At 73.8% G+C, this 18,233-nt stretch carries 18 protein-coding genes, 1 other RNA gene and 1 pseudogene; 5 read left to right on the forward strand and 15 right to left on the reverse strand.

What is annotated here, in order from left to right:
* Positions 1 to 4: 4 nt before the first annotated feature.
* On the reverse strand, positions 5 to 1,018 hold the full coding sequence (locus tag O2W20_RS16370) for a helix-turn-helix transcriptional regulator (RefSeq protein WP_269171119.1): 1,014 nt from the start codon (positions 1,016 to 1,018) through the stop codon (positions 5 to 7).
* Between the two features lie 8 nt (positions 1,019 to 1,026).
* Between O2W20_RS16370 and O2W20_RS22820 the strand changes: the two are divergent.
* Positions 1,027 to 1,284 (forward strand): annotated as a pseudogene (locus O2W20_RS22820) (DNA glycosylase AlkZ-like family protein); the annotation flags it as partial.
* A 175-nt stretch (positions 1,285 to 1,459) separates the two neighbouring features.
* Here the strand turns inward: O2W20_RS22820 and O2W20_RS16375 are convergent.
* Positions 1,460 to 2,398, reverse strand: a complete 939-nt coding sequence (locus O2W20_RS16375) for a GlxA family transcriptional regulator (protein ID WP_269171118.1) — start codon at positions 2,396 to 2,398, stop codon at positions 1,460 to 1,462.
* A gap of 116 nt (positions 2,399 to 2,514) precedes the next feature.
* On the opposite strand from O2W20_RS16375, the gene O2W20_RS16380 reads away from it, so the two are divergent.
* Positions 2,515 to 3,168 carry a DJ-1/PfpI family protein gene (locus O2W20_RS16380; RefSeq protein WP_269164810.1) on the forward strand — a complete coding sequence of 218 codons (654 nt, stop codon included), beginning with the start codon at positions 2,515 to 2,517 and terminating at the stop codon, positions 3,166 to 3,168.
* 13 nt (positions 3,169 to 3,181) lie between these two features.
* Positions 3,182 to 3,508 (forward strand): hypothetical protein, encoded by a 327-nt coding sequence (locus O2W20_RS16385; protein WP_269171117.1) that lies wholly within the window; start codon positions 3,182 to 3,184, stop codon positions 3,506 to 3,508.
* Between the two features lie 161 nt (positions 3,509 to 3,669).
* Here O2W20_RS16385 and O2W20_RS16390 read toward each other — a convergent pair whose 3' ends face one another.
* The 4 genes from O2W20_RS16390 to O2W20_RS16405 all read right to left on the reverse strand — a co-directional run bounded on the left by O2W20_RS16390 (position 3,670) and on the right by O2W20_RS16405 (position 7,076).
* Positions 3,670 to 4,329 (reverse strand): response regulator transcription factor, encoded by a 660-nt coding sequence (locus tag O2W20_RS16390; protein WP_269171116.1) that lies wholly within the window; start codon positions 4,327 to 4,329, stop codon positions 3,670 to 3,672.
* The gene (locus O2W20_RS16395; RefSeq protein WP_269171115.1) at positions 4,317 to 5,579 is read right to left on the reverse strand and encodes a sensor histidine kinase; all 1,263 of its coding nucleotides are present in this window, start codon (positions 5,577 to 5,579) and stop codon (positions 4,317 to 4,319) included. Before O2W20_RS16395 ends, O2W20_RS16390 begins: the two co-directional genes overlap by 13 nt.
* 79 nt (positions 5,580 to 5,658) lie before the next feature.
* The gene (locus O2W20_RS16400; protein ID WP_269171114.1) at positions 5,659 to 6,141 is read right to left on the reverse strand and encodes a hemerythrin domain-containing protein; all 483 of its coding nucleotides are present in this window, start codon (positions 6,139 to 6,141) and stop codon (positions 5,659 to 5,661) included.
* Positions 6,138 to 7,076: a Rieske 2Fe-2S domain-containing protein gene (locus tag O2W20_RS16405; RefSeq protein WP_269171113.1), complete on the reverse strand. Its 939-nt coding sequence runs from the start codon at positions 7,074 to 7,076 to the stop codon at positions 6,138 to 6,140. The genes O2W20_RS16400 and O2W20_RS16405 overlap by 4 nt, the downstream gene beginning before the upstream one ends.
* 172 nt (positions 7,077 to 7,248) lie before the next feature.
* On the opposite strand from O2W20_RS16405, the gene O2W20_RS16410 reads away from it, so the two are divergent.
* Positions 7,249 to 8,283 (forward strand): 5-methyltetrahydropteroyltriglutamate--homocysteine methyltransferase, encoded by a 1,035-nt coding sequence (locus O2W20_RS16410; protein WP_269171112.1) that lies wholly within the window; start codon positions 7,249 to 7,251, stop codon positions 8,281 to 8,283.
* 99 nt (positions 8,284 to 8,382) lie between these two features.
* On the opposite strand, the gene O2W20_RS16415 is transcribed toward O2W20_RS16410, so the two are convergent.
* The 8 genes from O2W20_RS16415 to O2W20_RS16450 form a co-directional block, all read right to left on the reverse strand.
* Entirely contained in the window at positions 8,383 to 8,517 is a 135-nt protein-coding gene (locus O2W20_RS16415; protein WP_269171111.1) for a methionine/alanine import family NSS transporter small subunit, read from the reverse strand.
* Positions 8,514 to 10,127, reverse strand: a complete 1,614-nt coding sequence (locus tag O2W20_RS16420) for a sodium-dependent transporter (protein ID WP_269171110.1) — start codon at positions 10,125 to 10,127, stop codon at positions 8,514 to 8,516. The genes O2W20_RS16415 and O2W20_RS16420 overlap by 4 nt, the downstream gene beginning before the upstream one ends.
* A 42-nt stretch (positions 10,128 to 10,169) precedes the next feature.
* Positions 10,170 to 10,625: a hypothetical protein gene (locus tag O2W20_RS16425; RefSeq protein ID WP_269171109.1), complete on the reverse strand. Its 456-nt coding sequence runs from the start codon at positions 10,623 to 10,625 to the stop codon at positions 10,170 to 10,172.
* A 166-nt stretch (positions 10,626 to 10,791) separates the two neighbouring features.
* Positions 10,792 to 11,167: a transfer-messenger RNA gene (gene ssrA / locus O2W20_RS16430) on the reverse strand.
* A gap of 72 nt (positions 11,168 to 11,239) precedes the next feature.
* A complete protein-coding gene (locus O2W20_RS16435; RefSeq protein WP_269171108.1) occupies positions 11,240 to 12,766 on the reverse strand; it encodes a sugar ABC transporter ATP-binding protein in 1,527 nt (508 codons plus the stop codon).
* A gap of 4 nt (positions 12,767 to 12,770) precedes the next feature.
* Positions 12,771 to 13,868 (reverse strand): sugar ABC transporter substrate-binding protein, encoded by a 1,098-nt coding sequence (locus tag O2W20_RS16440; RefSeq protein ID WP_269171106.1) that lies wholly within the window; start codon positions 13,866 to 13,868, stop codon positions 12,771 to 12,773.
* 134 nt (positions 13,869 to 14,002) lie between these two features.
* Positions 14,003 to 14,968, reverse strand: coding sequence for an ABC transporter permease (locus O2W20_RS16445; protein ID WP_269171105.1), 966 nt, complete (start codon positions 14,966 to 14,968; stop codon positions 14,003 to 14,005).
* Between the two features lie 279 nt (positions 14,969 to 15,247).
* Positions 15,248 to 16,303, reverse strand: coding sequence for a maleylacetate reductase (locus O2W20_RS16450; protein WP_269171104.1), 1,056 nt, complete (start codon positions 16,301 to 16,303; stop codon positions 15,248 to 15,250).
* Between the two features lie 229 nt (positions 16,304 to 16,532).
* Between O2W20_RS16450 and O2W20_RS16455 the strand changes: the two genes are divergently transcribed.
* Positions 16,533 to 17,513 (forward strand): AraC family transcriptional regulator, encoded by a 981-nt coding sequence (locus O2W20_RS16455; protein ID WP_269171103.1) that lies wholly within the window; start codon positions 16,533 to 16,535, stop codon positions 17,511 to 17,513.
* A gap of 52 nt (positions 17,514 to 17,565) precedes the next feature.
* On the opposite strand, the gene O2W20_RS16460 is transcribed toward O2W20_RS16455, so the two are convergent.
* Positions 17,566 to 18,117, reverse strand: a complete 552-nt coding sequence (locus tag O2W20_RS16460) for a cupin domain-containing protein (protein WP_269171102.1) — start codon at positions 18,115 to 18,117, stop codon at positions 17,566 to 17,568.
* Positions 18,118 to 18,233: the final 116 nt, after the last annotated feature.

The raw sequence follows: 18,233 nt of genomic DNA on the forward strand, positions 1-18,233 counted from the left end.
CAGGTCAGGGCCGGGTACCGGCCTGGGCGGCTGCGGCACACCGGCCGGACAGTGTCTGGAAGGCCTCGGCCAGCGCCGGTGGGCTGACGGCGAGCACGTCGGTGTCGTAGCGGGCGACGGCGGCGGCGATGCCGGTCCAGGACCAGGCGCCGAGGGTGAGCCGGCAGCGGTCGGGGGCGAGGGGTTCGACGACGCCGTCGTAGGCGAACGGGGCGACGTGACTGGCCGGTAGACCGAGTTCCACGGTGCCGGTGCACGGCCAGGTGTCGGCGCCGCTGATGGCGCCCGTGAAGACACCGTTCACGAAGGTGGCGAGGTCACCGCCGGGCAGCTCGCGGGGGGTGAAGCGCGGGCCGGTCGGTGTGCGGGGGGTCATCCGGTCGCAGCGGAAGGTCCGCCAGTCGGCCCGGTCGAGGTCGAAGGCGACGAGGTACCAGCGGCCGTTCCGGGTGACCAGGTGGTGCGGCTCGGCTCGCCGCGGCGCGACGAATTCGTCGTCGCCCAGGGTCGGCGCGGCGTCCTCCGGCGTTGCGGCGGGGCCCGGAGTGGTGGAGCCACCGGCGGGGACGTAGTCGAAGCGCAGGACCTCATGAGCCCGGATGGCAGCGGTCAGCGCGACCAGCACCTCCGGGTCTACCTGCGCGGCCGCGCCAGGGGCAACGGGGGTGACCTGGACGGCGTCGATGCGGTGACGCAGCCGTGCGGGCATCACCTGCCGGACGGGGGTCAACGCGCGGGCTGCGGCCTCGCCGATGCCCGCGCCGCTGGCGGCGGCCAGCTGCAGGGCCACGGCCAGGGCGACGGCCTGGTCGTCGTCGAAGAGCAGCGGCGGCAGGTCGGCGCCGGCGTCGAGGCGGTAACCGCCGTCGGGCCCCTTGAACGCCCGGACCGGGTACCCGAGCTCGCGGAGCCGGTCGATGTCGCGGCGCACGGTGCGGGGGGTGACGTCGAGCCGCTCGGCCAGGGTGGCGCCAGGCCAGTCGCGTCGGGCCTGCAGCAGCGACAGCAGGGTCAGCAACCGGGAGGCTGGAGGAACGGCGGCTCGTCCGGTTGCACCTCATGCGGCGCACGGTGCACCTGGTCGCCGCCGACGACGCGTGGAACTGGCGGCCCCGCCACCAGGACCTGCTGCTCCGGCGGACCGTCGGCACCTACACCCGAGAGCTCGCCGACACCGACCTCGACGAGCTCGCGGGCGCCGCACAGGAGCTCCTGGCCGATGGTCGGAGCCGATCGCTGGGAGAGGTCGGTCGTGCGCTGGCGGCGAGGTGGCCCGAGCCGGGTCCCAGGGTCCTCGGCGAAGTGGCCGTCGCAGCTCTCCTGCCGACCGTGCAACTCCCCCGCGCGGCACCTGGCGGAGCACCGCAGGCGCCCGGTACCAGCTGCTCTTCACCTGGCTGGGCCGAGACGCCCCGGCCTCCGTGCATCCGAGGCAGACCCCGCCGACCACGAACCCAGGTCAGCGCGGGGCGGCGCCCAGGGCAGTCCGGTAGCGCGTGGGGCTGGTACCCACGACGGCGGAGAACCGGGTCCGCAGATTGGTGGCCGACCCCAGGCCGCTGGCCATGGCGACGCGGTCGACCGACCAGTCCGTGGTCTCCAGCAGCCGCTGCGCCCGGCGGACCCGGGACCGGGTCAGCCAGGCGCTGGGGGTGGTCCCCACCTCCTCGGCGAACCGGCGGTTGAGGGTGCGGGCGCTGACGGCGGACACCGCGGCGATGTCGGCGACGGTCAAGGGCTCGGCAGCGTGCTCCTCGATCCACTGGAGCGTTGCCGCCAGCCCGCCGCTGCCCAGCTCGTCGTCCCGGATGAACTGCGCTTGGCCGGCGTCCCTCGTCAGCGGCACGACGGCGGTGCGGGCGGCTTCGGCAGCGACCGCTCCTCCGTGGTCGCGGGCGATGATGTGCAGGCAGAGGTCCAGGCCGGCCGCCGCACCGGCGGAGGTGAGCACCTGGCCGTTGTCGACGAACAGGGCGCCCGCGTCGACGTCGACGGCCGGATGACGGTCGGCGAGGACACCGGCGGCCCGCCAGTGGGTCGTGGCCCGCAGTCCGTCCAGCAGCCCGGTGGCCGCCAGGTCCAGGGCGCCCACGCAGATGGACGCGATGCGCGCACCGCGGCCGGCCGCTTCCTGGAGGGCACGCACCGCCCGGGGGTCCGGCGGCAGAGTGAGGTCCGACCGGCCCGGGACGATCACCGTGTCCGCGTTGACGATGCGGTCGAGGCCGTGCGGCACGGCCAGCGAGACCGGCCCGGCGTCGACGGTGCGCCGTGGACCGGCGACGACCACCTCGTAGGCGGGCTCACCCGCAACGGTGGTGCGCCCGAACACCTCCACCGGCGTGCCGAGATCGAACGTGATCACGCCATCCAGGGCCAGGACCACCACGGTGTGCACGCCACTCACGGTAGCGCCGAACCTGGCGAGATCATTGCGGAGGTTGGCCAATTGGCCACTCACGCAAGCGCCCGGCCAGTTCTAGGCTCGCCATACGCCCTGCGAGAGGAACTTTGGTGCTGGCCCAGATCGTGCTCTTCGACGGGTTCGACCCGCTGGACGTCATCGCACCCTTCGAGGTGCTCAGTGCAGGCTCGGACTCAGTTGGCGGCCGGCTCGAGGTGCGACTGGTCGGCATCGACGCCACCGGTCCGGTCACCAGCGGCACGGGTGGCCTGCGGCTGGAGGCCACCCACGTGCTCGCCCCCACGGAGCCCGGCTACGTGATCGTCCCGGGCGCCTCGGGCCCGGTGGCCGCCGATCCCGACGTGGTGGACACCATCCCAGTCCTGCTGGCCCGCGTCGGGGAGACCTCGCTGCCGGGCAAGATCGAGCAGGCCTTCGCCGCGCCCGACACTGTGGTGGCCACCGTCTGCGGTGGTTCCCTCGCCCTGGCCATGGCAGGGCTCCTGGACGGCCGCCACGCCGTCACTCACCACATGGGCAACGACGTCCTCGAGGCCACCGGCGTGCACGTGGTCGACGCGCGGGTCGTCGACGACGGCGACCTGGTCAGCGCTGGCGGGGTCACCTCCGGTCTGGACCTCGGGTTGCACCTGCTGGACCGACAGTTCGGACCCCAGGTCGCCCACGCCGTCGAGCAGCTCTTCCAGTACGAGCGACGCGGCACCGTCTGGCGCCCCGTCGGTCACGTCCCGCTCCCCGCCTGACCTGAGGACTCCCGTGCCGACCACCAGCCACCTCCCCGGCCACTGGGCCCTGCGCATGCAGACCCCCATCGGCAGCATCGAGGCAGAGATGACCTTCACCCAGCACGACGACGGCTTCACCGGCCAGGCCACCGGAAGAGGAGAGACGGTCCCACTGCACGACGTCCGGACAGCAGCACACCAGGACGGTGAGCAGGTGACCTGGACGCAGACCATCACGAAGCCACTGCGGCTGAAGCTCGTGTTCGACGTCGTCGTCGCTGGGGACGAGCTCCATGGCCACTCCCGCGCAGGCCGGCTCCCCAAGTCGACCGTGACGGGGCATCGCATCCCGGGCTAGCTGCGCCCGAGACCCGTGTCCGGGAACAACGACCCGACATGGTCGGTCGTCTGCCGTTCGTGGGCCGCTCCGGCTGGCCGCTGTGACGAGCACGCACCCACCTGCCGCGACACCGCCAGCTCGGCGTCCCGCCCTGGCCTGAACGCACATGAGGACGCGAGCTAGGCGCGGCGGCGGACGTCCTCCAGGTAGCGGAGCACCGCGGTCACCCGGCGGTCCGCCCGATCGTCGGGGGGCAGGTCGAGCTTGGCGAAGATGCTGCGGATGTGCTTGTGCACCGCGCCGTCGGTGACCACCAGCCGCTCCCCGATCGCGGTGTTGCCCAGCCCCTCGGCCATCAGCGCCAGCACCTCCCGCTCCCGGGGGCTGAGCCGCTCCAGCCGGGTGTCGGTGCGGGTGCGGGCGAACAGCTGGGCGACCACCTCCGGGTCGATCGCCGTGCCGCCGGCGGCCACCCGGTGCAGAGCGCCGAGGAACTCCTCCACCCGGCCGACCCGCTCCTTGAGCAGGTAGCCCAGCCGGGCGGCGCCGCCGGCGAGCAGGTCGGTGGCGAAGGCCTGCTCCACGTGCGCCGACAGCACCAGGACGGCGAGGTCCGGGCGGCGGCGCCGCGCCTCGACGGCGGCCACGATCCCCTCGTCGGTGTGCGTCGGCGGCATCCGGACGTCGACGATCGCCACGTCGGGCCGGTGCTGGTCCAGCGCGGTGAGGAACTCCGCCGGACCGGCCGCGGTCGCCACCACGTCCAGCTGCTCCGCCCGCAGCAGCAGGGCCAGGCCCTCGCGCAGCAGGGCGTCGTCCTCGGCGATCACGATCCGCACGGCAGCTCCACGGTCAGGGTGGTGGGCCCGCCGGGCGGGCTGGTCAGGGTGAGGGTGCCGTCGTGGGCCTCGACGCGGCGGCGGATGCCGACCAGCCCGGAGCCGCCACCCTCGACGGCGCCACCGGCGCCGTCATCGGTGACGCGGACGCACAGCCGCTGCTCGCGCAGCCGCACCTGGACGGCGGCCCGGCCGGCCCCGCTGTGCCGGGACACGTTGGTGAGCGCCTCGGCGACGGCGAAGTAGGCGGTGGCCTCGACGGAGGCGGCGCAGCGGACCGGCACGTCGACGTCCACCTGGCACGGCACGGCGGAGGTCGCGGCCAGCCCGGTGAGCGCGCCGGCCAGACCGCGGTCCTCCAGCACCGGCGGCAGGATGCCGCGGGCCACCGACCGCAGCTCGGCCAGGGCCTGCTCCGCGGCGTCCTGCGCCCGCCCGAGGATCTCCTCGGCGGCCGCCGGGTCCCGGGGCACGGCCCGCCGGGCGGCGCCGAGCAGCACCGTGACACCGACCAGCCGGTTCTGTGCGCCGTCGTGCAGGGAGCGCTCGATCCGGCGCAGCTCGGTGGCGTGCGCGTCCAGGGCAGCGGCGCGGGTGGCGGTCAGCTCCGCGACCCGCAGCGAGAGGTCCGTGCCGGCGTCCGCGGCCAGCAGCCGGCGTCCGCGCCGGGCCAGGAGGCCGGCCACCGGCGGGGTGAGGACGACGGTGAGCAGCGCCCAGACCAGTCCGATGGCCGTCACCGGGACCACGTCGGCCCAGTCCTCCACCACCCAGAAGGTCAGCGCGTCGGTGGCCTCGTCCTCGGGCAGCAACTGCCACCACAGCGGGAAGGTGAGCTCACGGACGGCGTAGATCGGCAGCAGCAACCCGATCGCCGACGACAGCAGGCCGCCCGTCGCGTGCCCCGCCAGCCAGCGCAGCTGGCGCCGGGTGGCCGGGTCGGCGACTGCGTCCCGGAGAGGCCGCGGCGGGGGCCCCGGGCCGACGACCTCCGGACCCCAGCGACCGAGCCGTCCCCGTTCCCGCTCGGCGACCGCGTGGACCCCGCGCAGGCCGGCGGGCAGCGCCAGGAGCCCGATCCCGACCAGGCTGGTGACCAGTGCGCCGAGCAGGAACAGCAGCACCCCCAGCGCCAACAACGCGGTGCCGAGCGCACCGGGCAGCTGCTCCAGGGCCACGAGGCTGCGGCCGGCTGCGCGGGCCAGGGGGCCTCGCCGGGCGCCCGCGCGCTGCCTGCTCGTCGTCCCCACGGCTGCAGACGCTAGGGCCCGGCACCGGGCGGGGACAGCGAACCGGGCCAGGAGTACAGCCTGCTGTACCCCGGGCGGGTCAGACCAGCTTCAGCGTCATCCGCTTGAGCCGCACGATCAGCCGCATCGCCCCCGACCGGCCGAGCTCCTCCTGTCGCCCCTGCAACTGGCGGCCGAGTTCCTCCAGCCGCTCCTCACCCAGGGCGTGCGCCTGGGGGAACATCCGCTGCTCCTCCTCGAAGGTGTGGTGGTGCAGCGTGGAGGAGAGCATCCGCACCTCGGTGACGAACTCCGGGTCGTCCACGGGCGTGCGCATGACGGTGGCGAGCTGTTCGTCGATCTGGCGGTGCTCGGCGTGGGCCACCGAGAGCAGCGGGGAGACGTCCCGGACGGCGGGGTAGAACAGCTCGTCCTCGATCTGGGTGTGCACCTCCAGTTCGCGCAGCAGCCGATCACGCAGCCGCCGGCGGTCCGCGACCTGGTCGTCGGTCGTCTCCGCGAGTTCTCGCAGCAGCCCGCGCAGCACGTCGTGGTGGGCGGTCAGCACCTGGTCGGCCTTCATCGGGACGCCTCCTCGGCGGTCGTCGTGGCGGTGGGACTGCGCCAGTGCGCCCGGCGGCGGACCTCGACCTGGCCGCCGCTCACCCGGGTCTCGAAGCAGGGCAGCGGTGCGGTCGACGGACCCTGCGCCGGTTCCCCGGTGGCCAGGTCGAAGCGCGACCCGTGCCACGGGCAGACCAGTTCGCCGCGGTGCAGCCACCCCTCCCCCAGCGGTGCGCCCTGGTGCGGGCAGGTGCCGCCCACGGCGTGGACCTCGCCGTCCCGGGCGACCAGCACCACCGGCACGCCGGCCACGTCCACCCCGACCGGCTCCCCCTCGACGAGGTCTGCCTGCCCGAGCACCGGGGTGAACCGGCGCGGCTCGGGGCTGCGGTCGGCGTGGTCGGTGCCGAGGCCGTGGCGGTAGGACAGGGCCCCGCCAAGCCAGCTGCTGGCCAGCGTGAGCGCGAGCCCGGTCGCCGCGGTGACCCGGGCCCGCACCGCCCGGCCGCGCCCGCGATCGGCGAAGGACCAGCCGTACAGCGCGAGGGCGGCGCTGTTCAGACCGGCGTGCACCAGCCCGACCCGCCGGGCGCCGTCGTGCGCGTGCTGCCAGTCGGTGAACCCGGTCGCCGCGGACGCCACCGCGCCGGCCACCCCGACGCCGACGACGGCCCGCGCCGCCGGGCCGGTTCCTGGACCGCCCCGACCGGTCGCGTCGAGACCGTCGAGCACCAGCGCCGCCGTCCAGGCCCCGACCGGCACGGTGACCAGCGCAGGGTGCAGCGGGTGGCCCAGCCAGACGCCGTGCAGCAGGTCCTGCAGCGGCCGGGCGTACCGGCCGGCGAGCAGGTACGTCAGCGCGACGCCGTGTTCCACCTGGTAGCCGGGTGCGTCGAGGAGGTCCCAGCGCTCGACCGCCCCCAGGACACCTTCCAGCCGACTCCGCACGCTCACCGGGGGACGTCCCGTCCAGTCATGTTGCCCGAGTGCCCGATGCCCGGTGGACCAAACGGCGGCGTCCCCAGGGCGCAGCAGCCCCCGGTGACCGGGCCCTGCGGGGAGCCTCCGCGGGCCCCGTCGCAGGCAGCGTGGAGGATCGGGCACGTCCACGTCCTCAGGAGGAACCGTGCCCGCCTCGCTCCCCCCGCTGCCCACGACCGTCGTCGGCAGCCTCCCCCAGCCCGACTGGCTGATCGACCGCGACCGGCTCGGGCACCAGTTCCCGCCGCGCGTCCGGGCCAAGGAGCTGTGGCGGGTGCCCCCGGAGTTCCTGCAGGAGGCCCAGGACGACGCCACCCTGGCCACCATCCGGGCGCAGGAGGAGGCCGGGCTGGACATCGTCGGCGACGGCGAGATCCGGCGCGAGTCCTACTCCAACCACTTCGCCACCGCGCTCGACGGGCTGGACCTGGACCACCCGGGGTCGGTGCGCAACCGCTCCGGCATCGACATCCCCGCGCCGCGCGTGGTGGGTGAGATCCGCCGGCCGGCCGCAGTGCAGGCGGCGGACGTGCGGTTCCTGCGCGCACACACCGACCGGGCCGTGAAGATCACCGTGCCCGGCCCGTTCACCATGGCGCAGCAGGCGCAGGACGACCACTACGGGGACGACCGGGCCCTGGCGCTGGCCTACGCCGAGGTCGTCCGCGCCGAGATCGCCGACCTGTTCGCCGCCGGCGCAGACATCGTGCAGCTGGACGAGCCGTGGCTGCAGGCCCGCCCCGAGGTGGCCCGTCGCTACGGCGTCGAGGTGCTCACCGCAGCGCTCGCCGACGCTCCCGGGCCGGTGCACGTGCACGTCTGCTTCGGCTACGCGGCGATGGTCGCCGACCGTCCCGAGGGCTACTCGGTGCTGCCGCAGCTGGCCGACGTGCCCGCCGCGGCGATCTCGATCGAGACGGCGCAGTCGCACCTGGACCCGGCGACCCTGCGCCCGCTGCGCGGCAAGGGCGTCGCGCTGGGCGTGCTGGACCTCTCCACCCCGGAGGTGGAGACCCCGCAGGTCGTCGCCGACCGGGTCCGCCGGGCGCTGGACCACGTGGACGTCGACACGCTCCTGCTGTCCAGCGACTGCGGGCTGAAGTACCTGCCGCGGGAGTCGGCCGCGGGGAAGATGCGGTCCCTCGCCCAGGCCGCGGAGCTGCTGCGCGCCGAGCTCTGATCCGGACGGCGTGCGCGGACTGTCAGCTGGACCTGCTCCGGCTGGCACTCCGCGCACACCGTCCCCCACCGACCGGCTCGGACGACGAGGTCGGCCGCGTCAGAGGTCGCGGCGCGGCGCCTCGGGGCGGTCCTCGACCGCGCCGTGGTGCAGCAGGCTGGCGACGGCCAGGGCGAGGCCACCCCAGATCACGGCCATCGCCACCACCATCATCACGATCGCGGCCGTGCTCATCGGGGTCCTCCGTCGTCCTGGGGGCGGCTGTTCGGGGCCGGGTCGGGCGCGTGCAGCGGCTCCGCCGGGTCGGAGCCGGGGGGCGGTCCGTCCAGGTGCGTCCCGGCGCGCCACGGCAGGCGGGCGACGAGGAAGCCGATGATCGGCAGCGCCACGACCAGCGCCCACCCGAGGACCAGCAGGAGCCAGAAGGGGTAGTCCTCGTAGCGCGCGGCGAGGTCGTCCCGCAGTGCGAAGACCAGCACCACGGCCAGGGCCACCGGGGCGACGACGCTCGTCAGCAGCCGCCAGCCGGTGCCCACCCGGGGACGGCCGTGGACGTTGAGGTGCGCGCCGAGGGCGGGCAGGGCCCGGAGCGCCCACGCGACGACCACCATGCTGACCAGCGCCACGACGAGGATGCCGTACTGGTTGACGAAGTGGTCGACGACGTCGAGCACGTAGATGCCGCTCGTCGTGCTGAACAGCACCAGGCTCAGCACCGCAGCCGGGACGCCGACCAGGAGGGTCGCGGTGAGCCGGCCGGTGTCGAGCTTGTCGCGGACGGCGGAGATGACGACCTCGATCACGCTCACCAGCGAGGTGATGCCGGCGATGACGAGGCACCCGAAGAACAGCACGCCGAGGAGGGCGCCGGCCGGGGCCTCGCTGATGATCGCCGGGAAGGCGATGAAGGCCAGGCCGATCCCGTCGTCGGCCACCTCGTCGACCGCGACCCCGTTCGCCTGGGCCATGAACCCGAGGGCGGCGAACACGCCGATGCCGGCGAGCAGCTCGAACCCGGAGTTCGCGAAGCCGACGACGAGCCCGGAGCCGATCATGTCCTCGCGCCGGCCGACGTACGAGGAGTACGTGATCATGATGCCGAAGCCGATCGACAGCGAGAAGAAGATCTGGCCGAACGCGGCGGCCCAGACGGGCGCCGAGGTGAGCGCCGACCAGTCGGGCGTGAAGAGCGCGTCCAGGCCGGTGGCCGCGCCCGGCAGCAGCAGCGCCTGCACGACGAGGGCGGCGAAGGCGAGCACCAGCACCGGGATGAAGACCAGCGAGGTCGCACCGATGCCCCGCTGGACGCCGAGGGCCATGATCACCAGGACGGCCAGCCAGACCAGCGCGAGGGGCACGAGGACCCCGGGCACCACGTCCGCGGTGACCCGCACGTCACCGGCCTGGAGGAACTCGCCGAAGAAGAAGCCCTGGGGATCAGCGCCCCACGCCTCGTCGAGGGAGAAGAAGGTGTAGCGCAGCGCCCAGGCGATGACCGCCGCGTAGTAGACGGCGATGACGAAGCAGATGCCCACCTGCCACCAGCCGAGCCCCTCGGTGCCGCGGCGCAGCCGGGCGAAGGAGAGCGGTGCCGAGCCACGGTGGCGATGGCCGATCGCGTAGTCCAGCAGGAGGAACGGGATGCCGGCGGTCAGCAGCGCGACCAGGTAGGGCAGCAGGAAGGCGCCGCCGCCGTTCTCGTAGGCGACGTAGGGGAACCGCCAGATGTTGCCGAGCCCGACGGCCGACCCGATCGCCGCCAGGATGAAGACGCGCCTGGAGCTGAAGCCGCCGCGGCGGCGCTCCTGGTCAGGCTGTGCGGCTTGCCGTGCCGGCGTGCTCATGCGACTCCCTGTTCCGTGACGACGTCGACCCCGCGCACCGGCTCAGCTGCCGGCACGTGGGACCACCGCGAGCTCGTCCGCCTGGACGTACACCTCGACGTCGGCCAGCAGAGCGAGCTGCTCGGGCTCCAGCTCACCGCCCAGATCGTCGAGGAAGCCGTCGGTGACCGCGGCCACCTCACCCTCGAGCTCGGCGATCGTGGTCCCGATGCCGAACCGGTCGGTGGTGTCGCCGTAGTACACGAAGACCGGACCGGTGTCGGTGTCGACGAAGAACCCGACGCTCTGGATGGTGTCGCTGACGACCAGGCCGGAACCGTCGACGTCCTGGCCGACCTCCTCGGCGCTGATCCCCTCGCTCAGGTCGACCGGGTCGTCCCGCTGGGCGACGACGACGGCGGCGACGGCGAGGGCCAGCAGCACGAGCAGACCCACCAGCGCCAGCAGCAGCCAGCGCCTCGCGCGAGGCGATGAGCGGTTCTCCCCAGATGTGGACATGACACCTCCTGGCTCACGACCGTGCCCGGAGACGGCACGCGGCACACCCGGGCCGGTGGGTCGGGCTGTCCGGCAACGGGTGAGACGACGAACCGCCCCGGACCTGACGGTCCGGGGCGGTTCGGGGTACTACCAGGACCTCCGCACGTCGTGCGGAGACCTCGGGGGGTGGAGGCGGCGGGAATCGAACCCGCGTCCTGCGACGCATCACCAGGGCTTCTCCGAGCGCAGTTCGCTCTGCCTCTGCTCGGCCCTCCCGATCTCACGAACGAGTCGGGATGACGGGCCCAGTCGCTGTTTGGTGTCCCACACGCACCCGCGACCGATGCGTGCGGTGAGTCATCTAGCTGATGCCAGGATCCGGGCCGATGACGAACCCGGGCTGACAGACTCGCCTAGCTGCTGTTAGGCAGCGAGAGCGAAGTCGCGCTGATTGGAATCGGCGCTTGTGTTTTTTGCAACGGATGGTTAACGAGATCATCGTTGCCTTCCTCGGCTCGCTTCCCCTGGCCAAACGACCGCAGTCGAGACCAATCGCCCCCCTGTGTAGTTGTACGGCCAGCATAACGGCAACCACCCCGGGGTTGTTCCCGCGCGATCCGGCGTCCGCCCGCTCAGCGCTCAGGCGGGTCGATGGCGGGCGGGACCCCGGTGTTCATCACCTCGAGGACGGTGTGCGCGTTCAGGTGTGCCCCGCTCAGCCGGGCGCAGATCCGCCCCTCGTGGAAGACGGCCACCTCGTCGCAGATCGCCGCCAGCTCCCGGGGGTCGGACGAGGCCACGAGCTGGACGGCCCCCCGACGCGACTGCTCCTGCAGCAGCTTGTAGATCTCCGCCTTCGCCCCGACGTCGATGCCCCGGGTCGGGTCGTCGAGCAGGAGAACCGAGGGGTCGGACTCGAACCACTTGGCGAAGACGACCTTCTGCTGGTTGCCCCCGGAGAGCATCCCCACCTCCTGGTCGACCGACGGTGTCTTGATCCCCAGGCTCGCCACCTGGAGCTGGGCCCGGTCGCGCAGCCGCCCGGCTCGTACCAGCAGCCCGTCCCGCCGCAGCCCGACGGTGCTCACCTGGGCCACGTTGTCCCAGACGGACTTGTCCAGCATGACGCCGAAGCGCTTGCGGTCCCCGGAGATGATCGCGACGCCCTGCTCGATGGCACCGCGGATGCTGTGCCGCAGCGACCTGCCGTCGGGCAGGACGACCCGGCCACGGTCCGGCCGCACGACGCCCGCAGCCACGCTGAGCAGGGCCCGGTGCCCGGCGCCGTCGACGCCGGCCAGTCCGACGACCCGGCCGGCGGGCACCACGAGGTCGACCCCGCGCAGCTCGTCGCCGAGCGTCACGTCCTCGAAGCGGAGCGCCGGTGCACCAGGGTCGACCGCGTCGGAGTCGATGTGCGACCGCGCCTCCATCTCCGCGGCCACCCGGTCCCCGAGCATGTGCTGCACGATCCGGTCGACCGACAGGGTGTGGGCCGGCACGGCCGGGACCGCCACCAGACCGTCGCGCATGATCGTGACGGTGTCGCAGACGTCGAGCACGTCCTCGAGGTGGTGCGAGACGTACACGATCGCCACGTCTCGCGCGGCCAGCCGCCGGATGACCTGGTGCAGCTGGGTCGTGGCGTCCTCGTGCAGGGCTGACGTGGGTTCGTCCAGCACCAGCACCCGCGGGTCGGTGCACAGTGCCCGCGCGATCTCCAGGAGCTGGCGCTGCTCCAGCGCCAGCTCCTCGACGGACTGGTCGAGGTCCACGTGCAGGCCGAGCTCGTCGAGCACCGGCCGGGCCTTCTCCGCCATCCTGCGCCGGGCCACCAGCCCGCCCCGCCGCGGCTCGCGCATCGGGAAGAGGTTGGCCAGCACGTCGAGGTCGGGGAAGAGACTGAGTTCCTGCGAGACCACGGCGATGCCGCTGTCCACGGCGTCGGCGGTGGTGCGCACGCGCAGTTCCCGCCCGTCGAGGCGCAGGACACCCGAATCGGGCGGGAGAGCCCCCACCAGGACCTTGATCAGCGTCGACTTCCCCGCGCCGTTCTCGCCGAGCAGCGCGTGCACGGTGCCGGGACGGACGGAGAAGTCGACCCCACCGAGGGCGACGACGCCGCCGTAGGTCTTCCGGATGCCCTGCGCCTCGAGCACCGGGTCAGTCCGAACCGGGGAAGGGCCGCAGCGGCGGGTCGGCGAGCTCGGCGTCGATCTCGTCGCGATAGAACTCCAGCTTGGCCTCGCTCGACTCCTGCCGCTCCTGGGTCTCCGCCACGTTCTCCTGGGTGACCAGGGCTGCCGAGCTGACCCACCAGCCCTCGAAGATCTCACGCTCCCCCATCGCTGCCTCGATGAGGATGCGGGTGGAGAGGTAGCCCTTGAGGAAGTGCTGCGGGTCGACCGTGGCGAAGTTGGTGCCGTCGGCGATCGCCTGCAGGCCCGCCTCGTTCAGGTCGAAGGCGCCGGTGAGGTAGGTGCCGCCCGCCTCCCGGTTCAGCTGCGCCAGCGAGGCGAGCGCGGCGTCACCGGCGTCCATGAACACGGTCGCGTCCCGGTTGGCCGCGACGAGGTTCGACCAGGCGCCGTAGTTGCCCGTCGGGTCGGGAGCGCTGGCCACCGGACCGACGACCTCGAAGTCCGGCAGGCTCTCGGCGAAGGCCGCCGCCATGCCCTCGGCCCGGTTGTCCAGCGTCGGGATCCCGGGGATCGGGCTGGCGACGACCGCCGTGCCCTGTGTCGTGCCCGCCTCCTCCAGCAGACGGATCGCCTCGTCGGCGAGCAGCGCACCGGCCTCGGCGTTGTCGTTGCCGATGTAGGCGGTCACCTCCGAGCCCTCCAGCGGCGGGGTGTCGACCGAGATGACCGGGATGTCCTGCTGGGCGGCCCGAGCCTGCGCCCGGACCAGCAGGTCCGGGGTCAGCGACTCGACGGCGATGCCGTCGGTGGCACTGCGCATGGCGTCCTCGAACATCCGCACCTGCGCCGGCCCGTCGAGGCTGGTCGGCGCGAGGAGCTGGACGTCGACCCCGAACTCCTCGCCGGCGGCCTCGGCCCCGGCCAGCATCTCGCGGACGAAGTTCTGGCTCCCGTCGGCGCCGATGAAGGCGATGTTGATGTCCTCGGGCGCCTTCCCCTCTGCGGCTGCTCCTTCTCCCGAGTCGCCGTTCCCGTCGCCGCTGCCGCAGGCAGTCACGAGGAGCACCGCGGCGAGGGCGGTGATCCCCGCGGCGGTGCGACGGGTCGGTCCGATGGGCACAGTCGTCCTTGAGCGTGTACGCACGGTTCCTCCAGTTGGTGAGACGGGGTGGAGCACGGGGGCGCCGAGGTGTCGGCGTCCCTCGGGGACATCAGCGGACCGGCCCGGGGGCCGTCCGGTGGGGGCGCTCCGAGTCAGAGCCGCAGGCCTCCGGCGGCACGGGACTGGCGCCGCCTCCGGCGGACGAAGCTGTCCAGCGACACCGCGCCGAGGATCACCGCGCCGAGGGCGAACTGGTTCCAGTTGATCGGGACGCTGAAGTAGGCCAGCCCGCTGCCGACCACCCCGAGCAGGATCGCGCCGAGCGCGGCGCCCACGATGGTCGCCCGCCCGCCGGCCAGCGAGGTGCCGCCGATCACCGCAGCGGCGATCGCCTGCAGCTCGTAGCCGGTGCCGGTGTTGGGATCCGCCGCGCCGAGGTAGCCGATGGTCAGCACGCCGGCGAGCCCGCCCAGCACGCCCGTGAGCACGAACGCCTGCATCCGCACCTTCCCGACCGGGATGCCGCTGAACGCGGCGGCGTCGGGGTTCGACCCGATCGAGCGCACCCGGTAGCCGAACGGCGTGGCGCGCAGGACGACGGTCAGCACGGACGCGACCACGATCAGCGTCCACCCCGGCACCGGGATGCCGAGGAACTGCGCGCTGACCACCTGCGCGAAGGAGGACTCCAGCGGCGGCCCGAGCACCTGGGTGCCCTCGCTGAGCGCCAGGGTGAGCCCGCGGTACATGGCCAGCGTCGCCAGCGTGGCGACGATCGAGGGGAGCCCGGCGTACTGGATGAGCAGCGCGTTCACCAGGCCGAGCAACCCACCGACGACGATGGCCAGCGCGGCTGCGAGCCACGGGTTGACGCCCTCCTGGACGAGCATCGCGCAGGCCAGAGCGGTCAACGCGTACACCGAGCCCACGGAGAGGTCGAGCTCCCGCATGGCCAGGAGGAAGGCCAGGCCGCAGGCGAGGATCCCGATGTAGGCGGCGTTGTTGAGGATCGAGGCCAGCTGGCCGGCCTCGAGGAAGCGCGGGTGGAAGGCCCCGATGAGCAGGACGAGGGCGATCGTCGCCGCCAGCACCCCGAGGTACTCCTGCCCGAGGACCACCCGACCGACACGTCGGGGAGACCAGCCCGAGGACAGCTGCGGGGGTCCGGCTTCCGGGCTGTCAGGACCGGCGCCCGGCGACGACGTCGACGAGACGGCGGTGCCGCTCATGTCGGCACGCCGGTGTCGGTGACCGCGACGCGGCCACGGAGCGGAACGGACGCGAGGAGCGCAGCTCCCGTCATTCGGATCCTCACTTCCAGAGATGGATGGGGCGCGGCTGTGTGGCGCGGCACACCCTTGGATGCAGCTCGAGCGCGAGTCAAGGTCACGTTCTGGTCACGTCCCCCCGGTCAGGGCGGCGTGCAGCACGCCGCGGACGTCGGCTGCGGAGACCGCGCGCGGAGCGGCCGGCGCCAGGGCGGCGACCCGTTCCGCGACCTCGTCGACCTGGTCCACCCGCAGGCCGAGGTCGCCCAAGGAGGTCGCCGCGCCGGCCTGTACGGCGAGCTGGCGCAGCGCGGCGACACCGTCGTCGGCGGCGAGGGCCCGGGCCACCCGCCGCAGGGCGTCCGGTGCCGCCTCGGAGAGCAGGGCCGCGACCGCCGGCAGCACCGCGGCGTGCACCGGCGCGTGTGGCAGGCCGAGCCCGCCGAGCTCGTGGCAGATCTTGTGGTGCAGGCCGGTGCCGGCCAGCGCCAGGACGGTGCCGCCGAGCCAGGCCCCGCGCAGCGCCGCGGCCCGCGCGCCCAGGTCCCGAGGCGTGTGGGCGAGCGCCGGGAGCGCGTCGCCCAGCTCCCGGACCCCCTCCTCCGCCAGCGCCCGGATCAGCGGGTTCGCACCGGGCAGCCAGAGCGCCTCGACACAGTGGGCCACGGCGTTCATGCCGCTGGAGGCCGTGGTGCCCGAGGGCAGGTCGACGGTCAGCTCGGGGTCGTAGACGACGACGCTCGGGCGCACCCGCTCATCCCGTCCGGTCGTCTTCCGCCCCTCCTCGGTGGTGCCCCAGATCGGGGTCATCTCCGAGCCGGAGTAGGTGGTGGGGACGACGACCAGCGGGCGCCCGGAGGTCAGCGCGACCGCCTTCGCCAGCCCCACTGCCGAGCCACCCCCCACGGCCAGCAGCAGGTCGGCGTCCACCTCGTCCGCCACCGCCCGGGCCCGTGCCGCCGAGGCCACGGGGACGTGCTCGACAGCGCCGTCCAGAGTGGCCACGTGCGCCGTCCCCAGGGCCGCCTGCTGCTCGGCCACGGCAGCCTGCTGCGACCGTCCGGTCACGATGAGGACCCGACGCCCACCCAGGCGCGCCACCTCACCCGGCACGTCGGCCCGCCGCCCGGGCCCGAACAGGACCCGGGTCGGCAGGCCGTCCAGGTCGAACCGTTCGTCGCTCACGCCCCGGCTCCTCCCGCTCGGTCACCACGTCGGGGGCAGCATCGCCGGTACGGCGCGCGCGGTGGGCCATGTCACGGCGACAAGGGCCAGATGGCCCTACTTCTCCGCGCCGACCGGACACCGGGCGCGCATCCCGGACACCGCACACCACCGGGTCGGCACGTTCGTGCAGTTCGCCGTCCGCCATCTAGCCTGGGGCCGTGTCCACCGTCACAGTCCGGGTCGCGCCATGACCACGGCACTCCCGCTGCAGCGCTTCCTGCTGTGCCGTTCGCTGGACGTCCACGAGTTCACCGGGCGCCTCAACGACGCCTACTACCCGGCCGAGGTCGCACCGCAGCTGGGCCGCCGGTTCACCCACCCCTCGGTGCTGCACGCGCTGCGGACCGAGGACGTCACGCTGGGCTTCATCCGACCCGGCGGCAGCGTGCGCGTGACCCCGGAGCTGGAGTCGACGAGCTACCACGTCAACCTGGCGCTGTCCGGTTCCGCGGTGGCGGTCGCCGGCCGGGAGGAGGTGCTCGTGCAGCCCGGCTTCGCGGCGGTGCACACCGCCGGGGAGCGGCACCAGCTCCGCACCCAGGCCGACAGCGGCCTGATCGGGCTCAAGCTCAGCCGGGGTCTGGTCGAGCGGGAGCTGAGCGCGCTCCTCGGCCACCCGGCCGCCGGACCGGTCCGCTTCTCCCCCGCCTTCGACCTGCGCGGGCCGGCCGGCCGGTCCTGGCTGGCGATGGTGCAGTTCCTGCTGGACGAGCTCGACCGGCCGGGGGTGTTCGACACCCCGGCTGTCCGCGACAGCTACCTGCGCAGCCTGGTGACGGGGCTGCTGAGCAGCCAGCCGCACAACTGGAGCGAGGCGCTGCGCTCCGGCGGCGCCCCGCTCCGCCCGCGCACCGTGCGTCGCGCCCAGGAGTTCATCAAGGACCACTTCGCCGAGCCGCTCACGGTGACCGACGTCGCGCGGGCCACCGGGTCCAGCGTGCGCCGGCTGCAGGAGTCCTTCTCGGCGCACCTGGACGTCTCGCCGATGGGGTACCTGCGCGACGTACGACTGGACGTCACGCGCGCCCGGCTCACGGCCGGGGGGATCAGCGTCACCGAGGCTGCGCAGCAGTGCGGCTTCACGCACCTCGGCCGGTTCTCCGCGGCCTACCGCGCCCGCTTCGGGGAGCTGCCCTCCGCCACGGGCGCCGACGCCCCGCCCGCCTGAGCGGTCCGCGGCGTCGACGGCCGCGGCGTCCGGCTGGAGCCGGCGGCGGCGCTCAGCCCTCGCCCGGCAGGTTCCCGCCGATGAGCACGAACGCCAGCACGCACGGCTCGTCGGAGCGGTTGGACCAGGCGTGCGCGGTGCCCCGCTGGACGAGCACGTCGCCGGCGGTCATCCGCACCTCGGTCGCGTCCAGCACCGCCCAGACCTCCCCGCTCAGCACGATGGCGTAGTCGATGGACCGGGTGGTGTGGAACGCCATCGGGCGGACCTCGTTCCCGTCGGCGTCGAAGCGCCAGTCCCGGTCCGGGGGCAGCTCGAGCGTCCGGAAGACGGTGCCCTGCTCCGGTGGCCCGACGCTCAGCTGCTCGTCCGTGTCGTAGGGGTCGCGCAGCGGACCGGTGTTGTCGGCCGGCGTGGTCTCGGTCCGCCACAGCTGGGTGGCCACGTAGGTGGGCACCCCGTGCCCGGCCGCGGCGTGCCGGGCGACGTCCTCCAGGACGATGGTCGAGCGCCCCTCGTCGTCCAGGCCGGTGACCAGTCGGCGGATCCGGCGCGTCGACGGCGCGGGGGCCACGTCGCTGATGAACGGGTTGTAGTCGGCCACGCCGTCTCCTCTGTCCAGGACCCGGCCGGTCGCCGGATCGCGCCGGACAGTAGGCCGGTCGGCCCGGGCGGCGAGGTGCATCCCGGCGGCCCTCGGCAGGTCCGGCCGGATCGGTC

This window comes from Modestobacter sp. VKM Ac-2982, from assembly GCF_026967935.1.
Taxonomy (GTDB): domain Bacteria; phylum Actinomycetota; class Actinomycetes; order Mycobacteriales; family Geodermatophilaceae; genus Modestobacter.

Excerpts from the sequence above, each read along its gene's own strand:
- O2W20_RS16400 (WP_269171114.1), bottom strand. The coding sequence starts at position 6,141 with ATGAAGGCCGACCAGGTGCTGACCGCCCACCACGACGTGCTGCGCGGG.
- O2W20_RS16415 (WP_269171111.1), bottom strand. The coding sequence starts at position 8,517 with ATGAGCACGGCCGCGATCGTGATGATGGTGGTGGCGATGGCCGTGATC.
- O2W20_RS16420 (WP_269171110.1), bottom strand. The coding sequence starts at position 10,127 with ATGAGCACGCCGGCACGGCAAGCCGCACAGCCTGACCAGGAGCGCCGC.
- O2W20_RS16425 (WP_269171109.1), bottom strand. The coding sequence starts at position 10,625 with ATGTCCACATCTGGGGAGAACCGCTCATCGCCTCGCGCGAGGCGCTGG.
- O2W20_RS16455 (WP_269171103.1), top strand. The coding sequence starts at position 16,533 with ATGACCACGGCACTCCCGCTGCAGCGCTTCCTGCTGTGCCGTTCGCTG.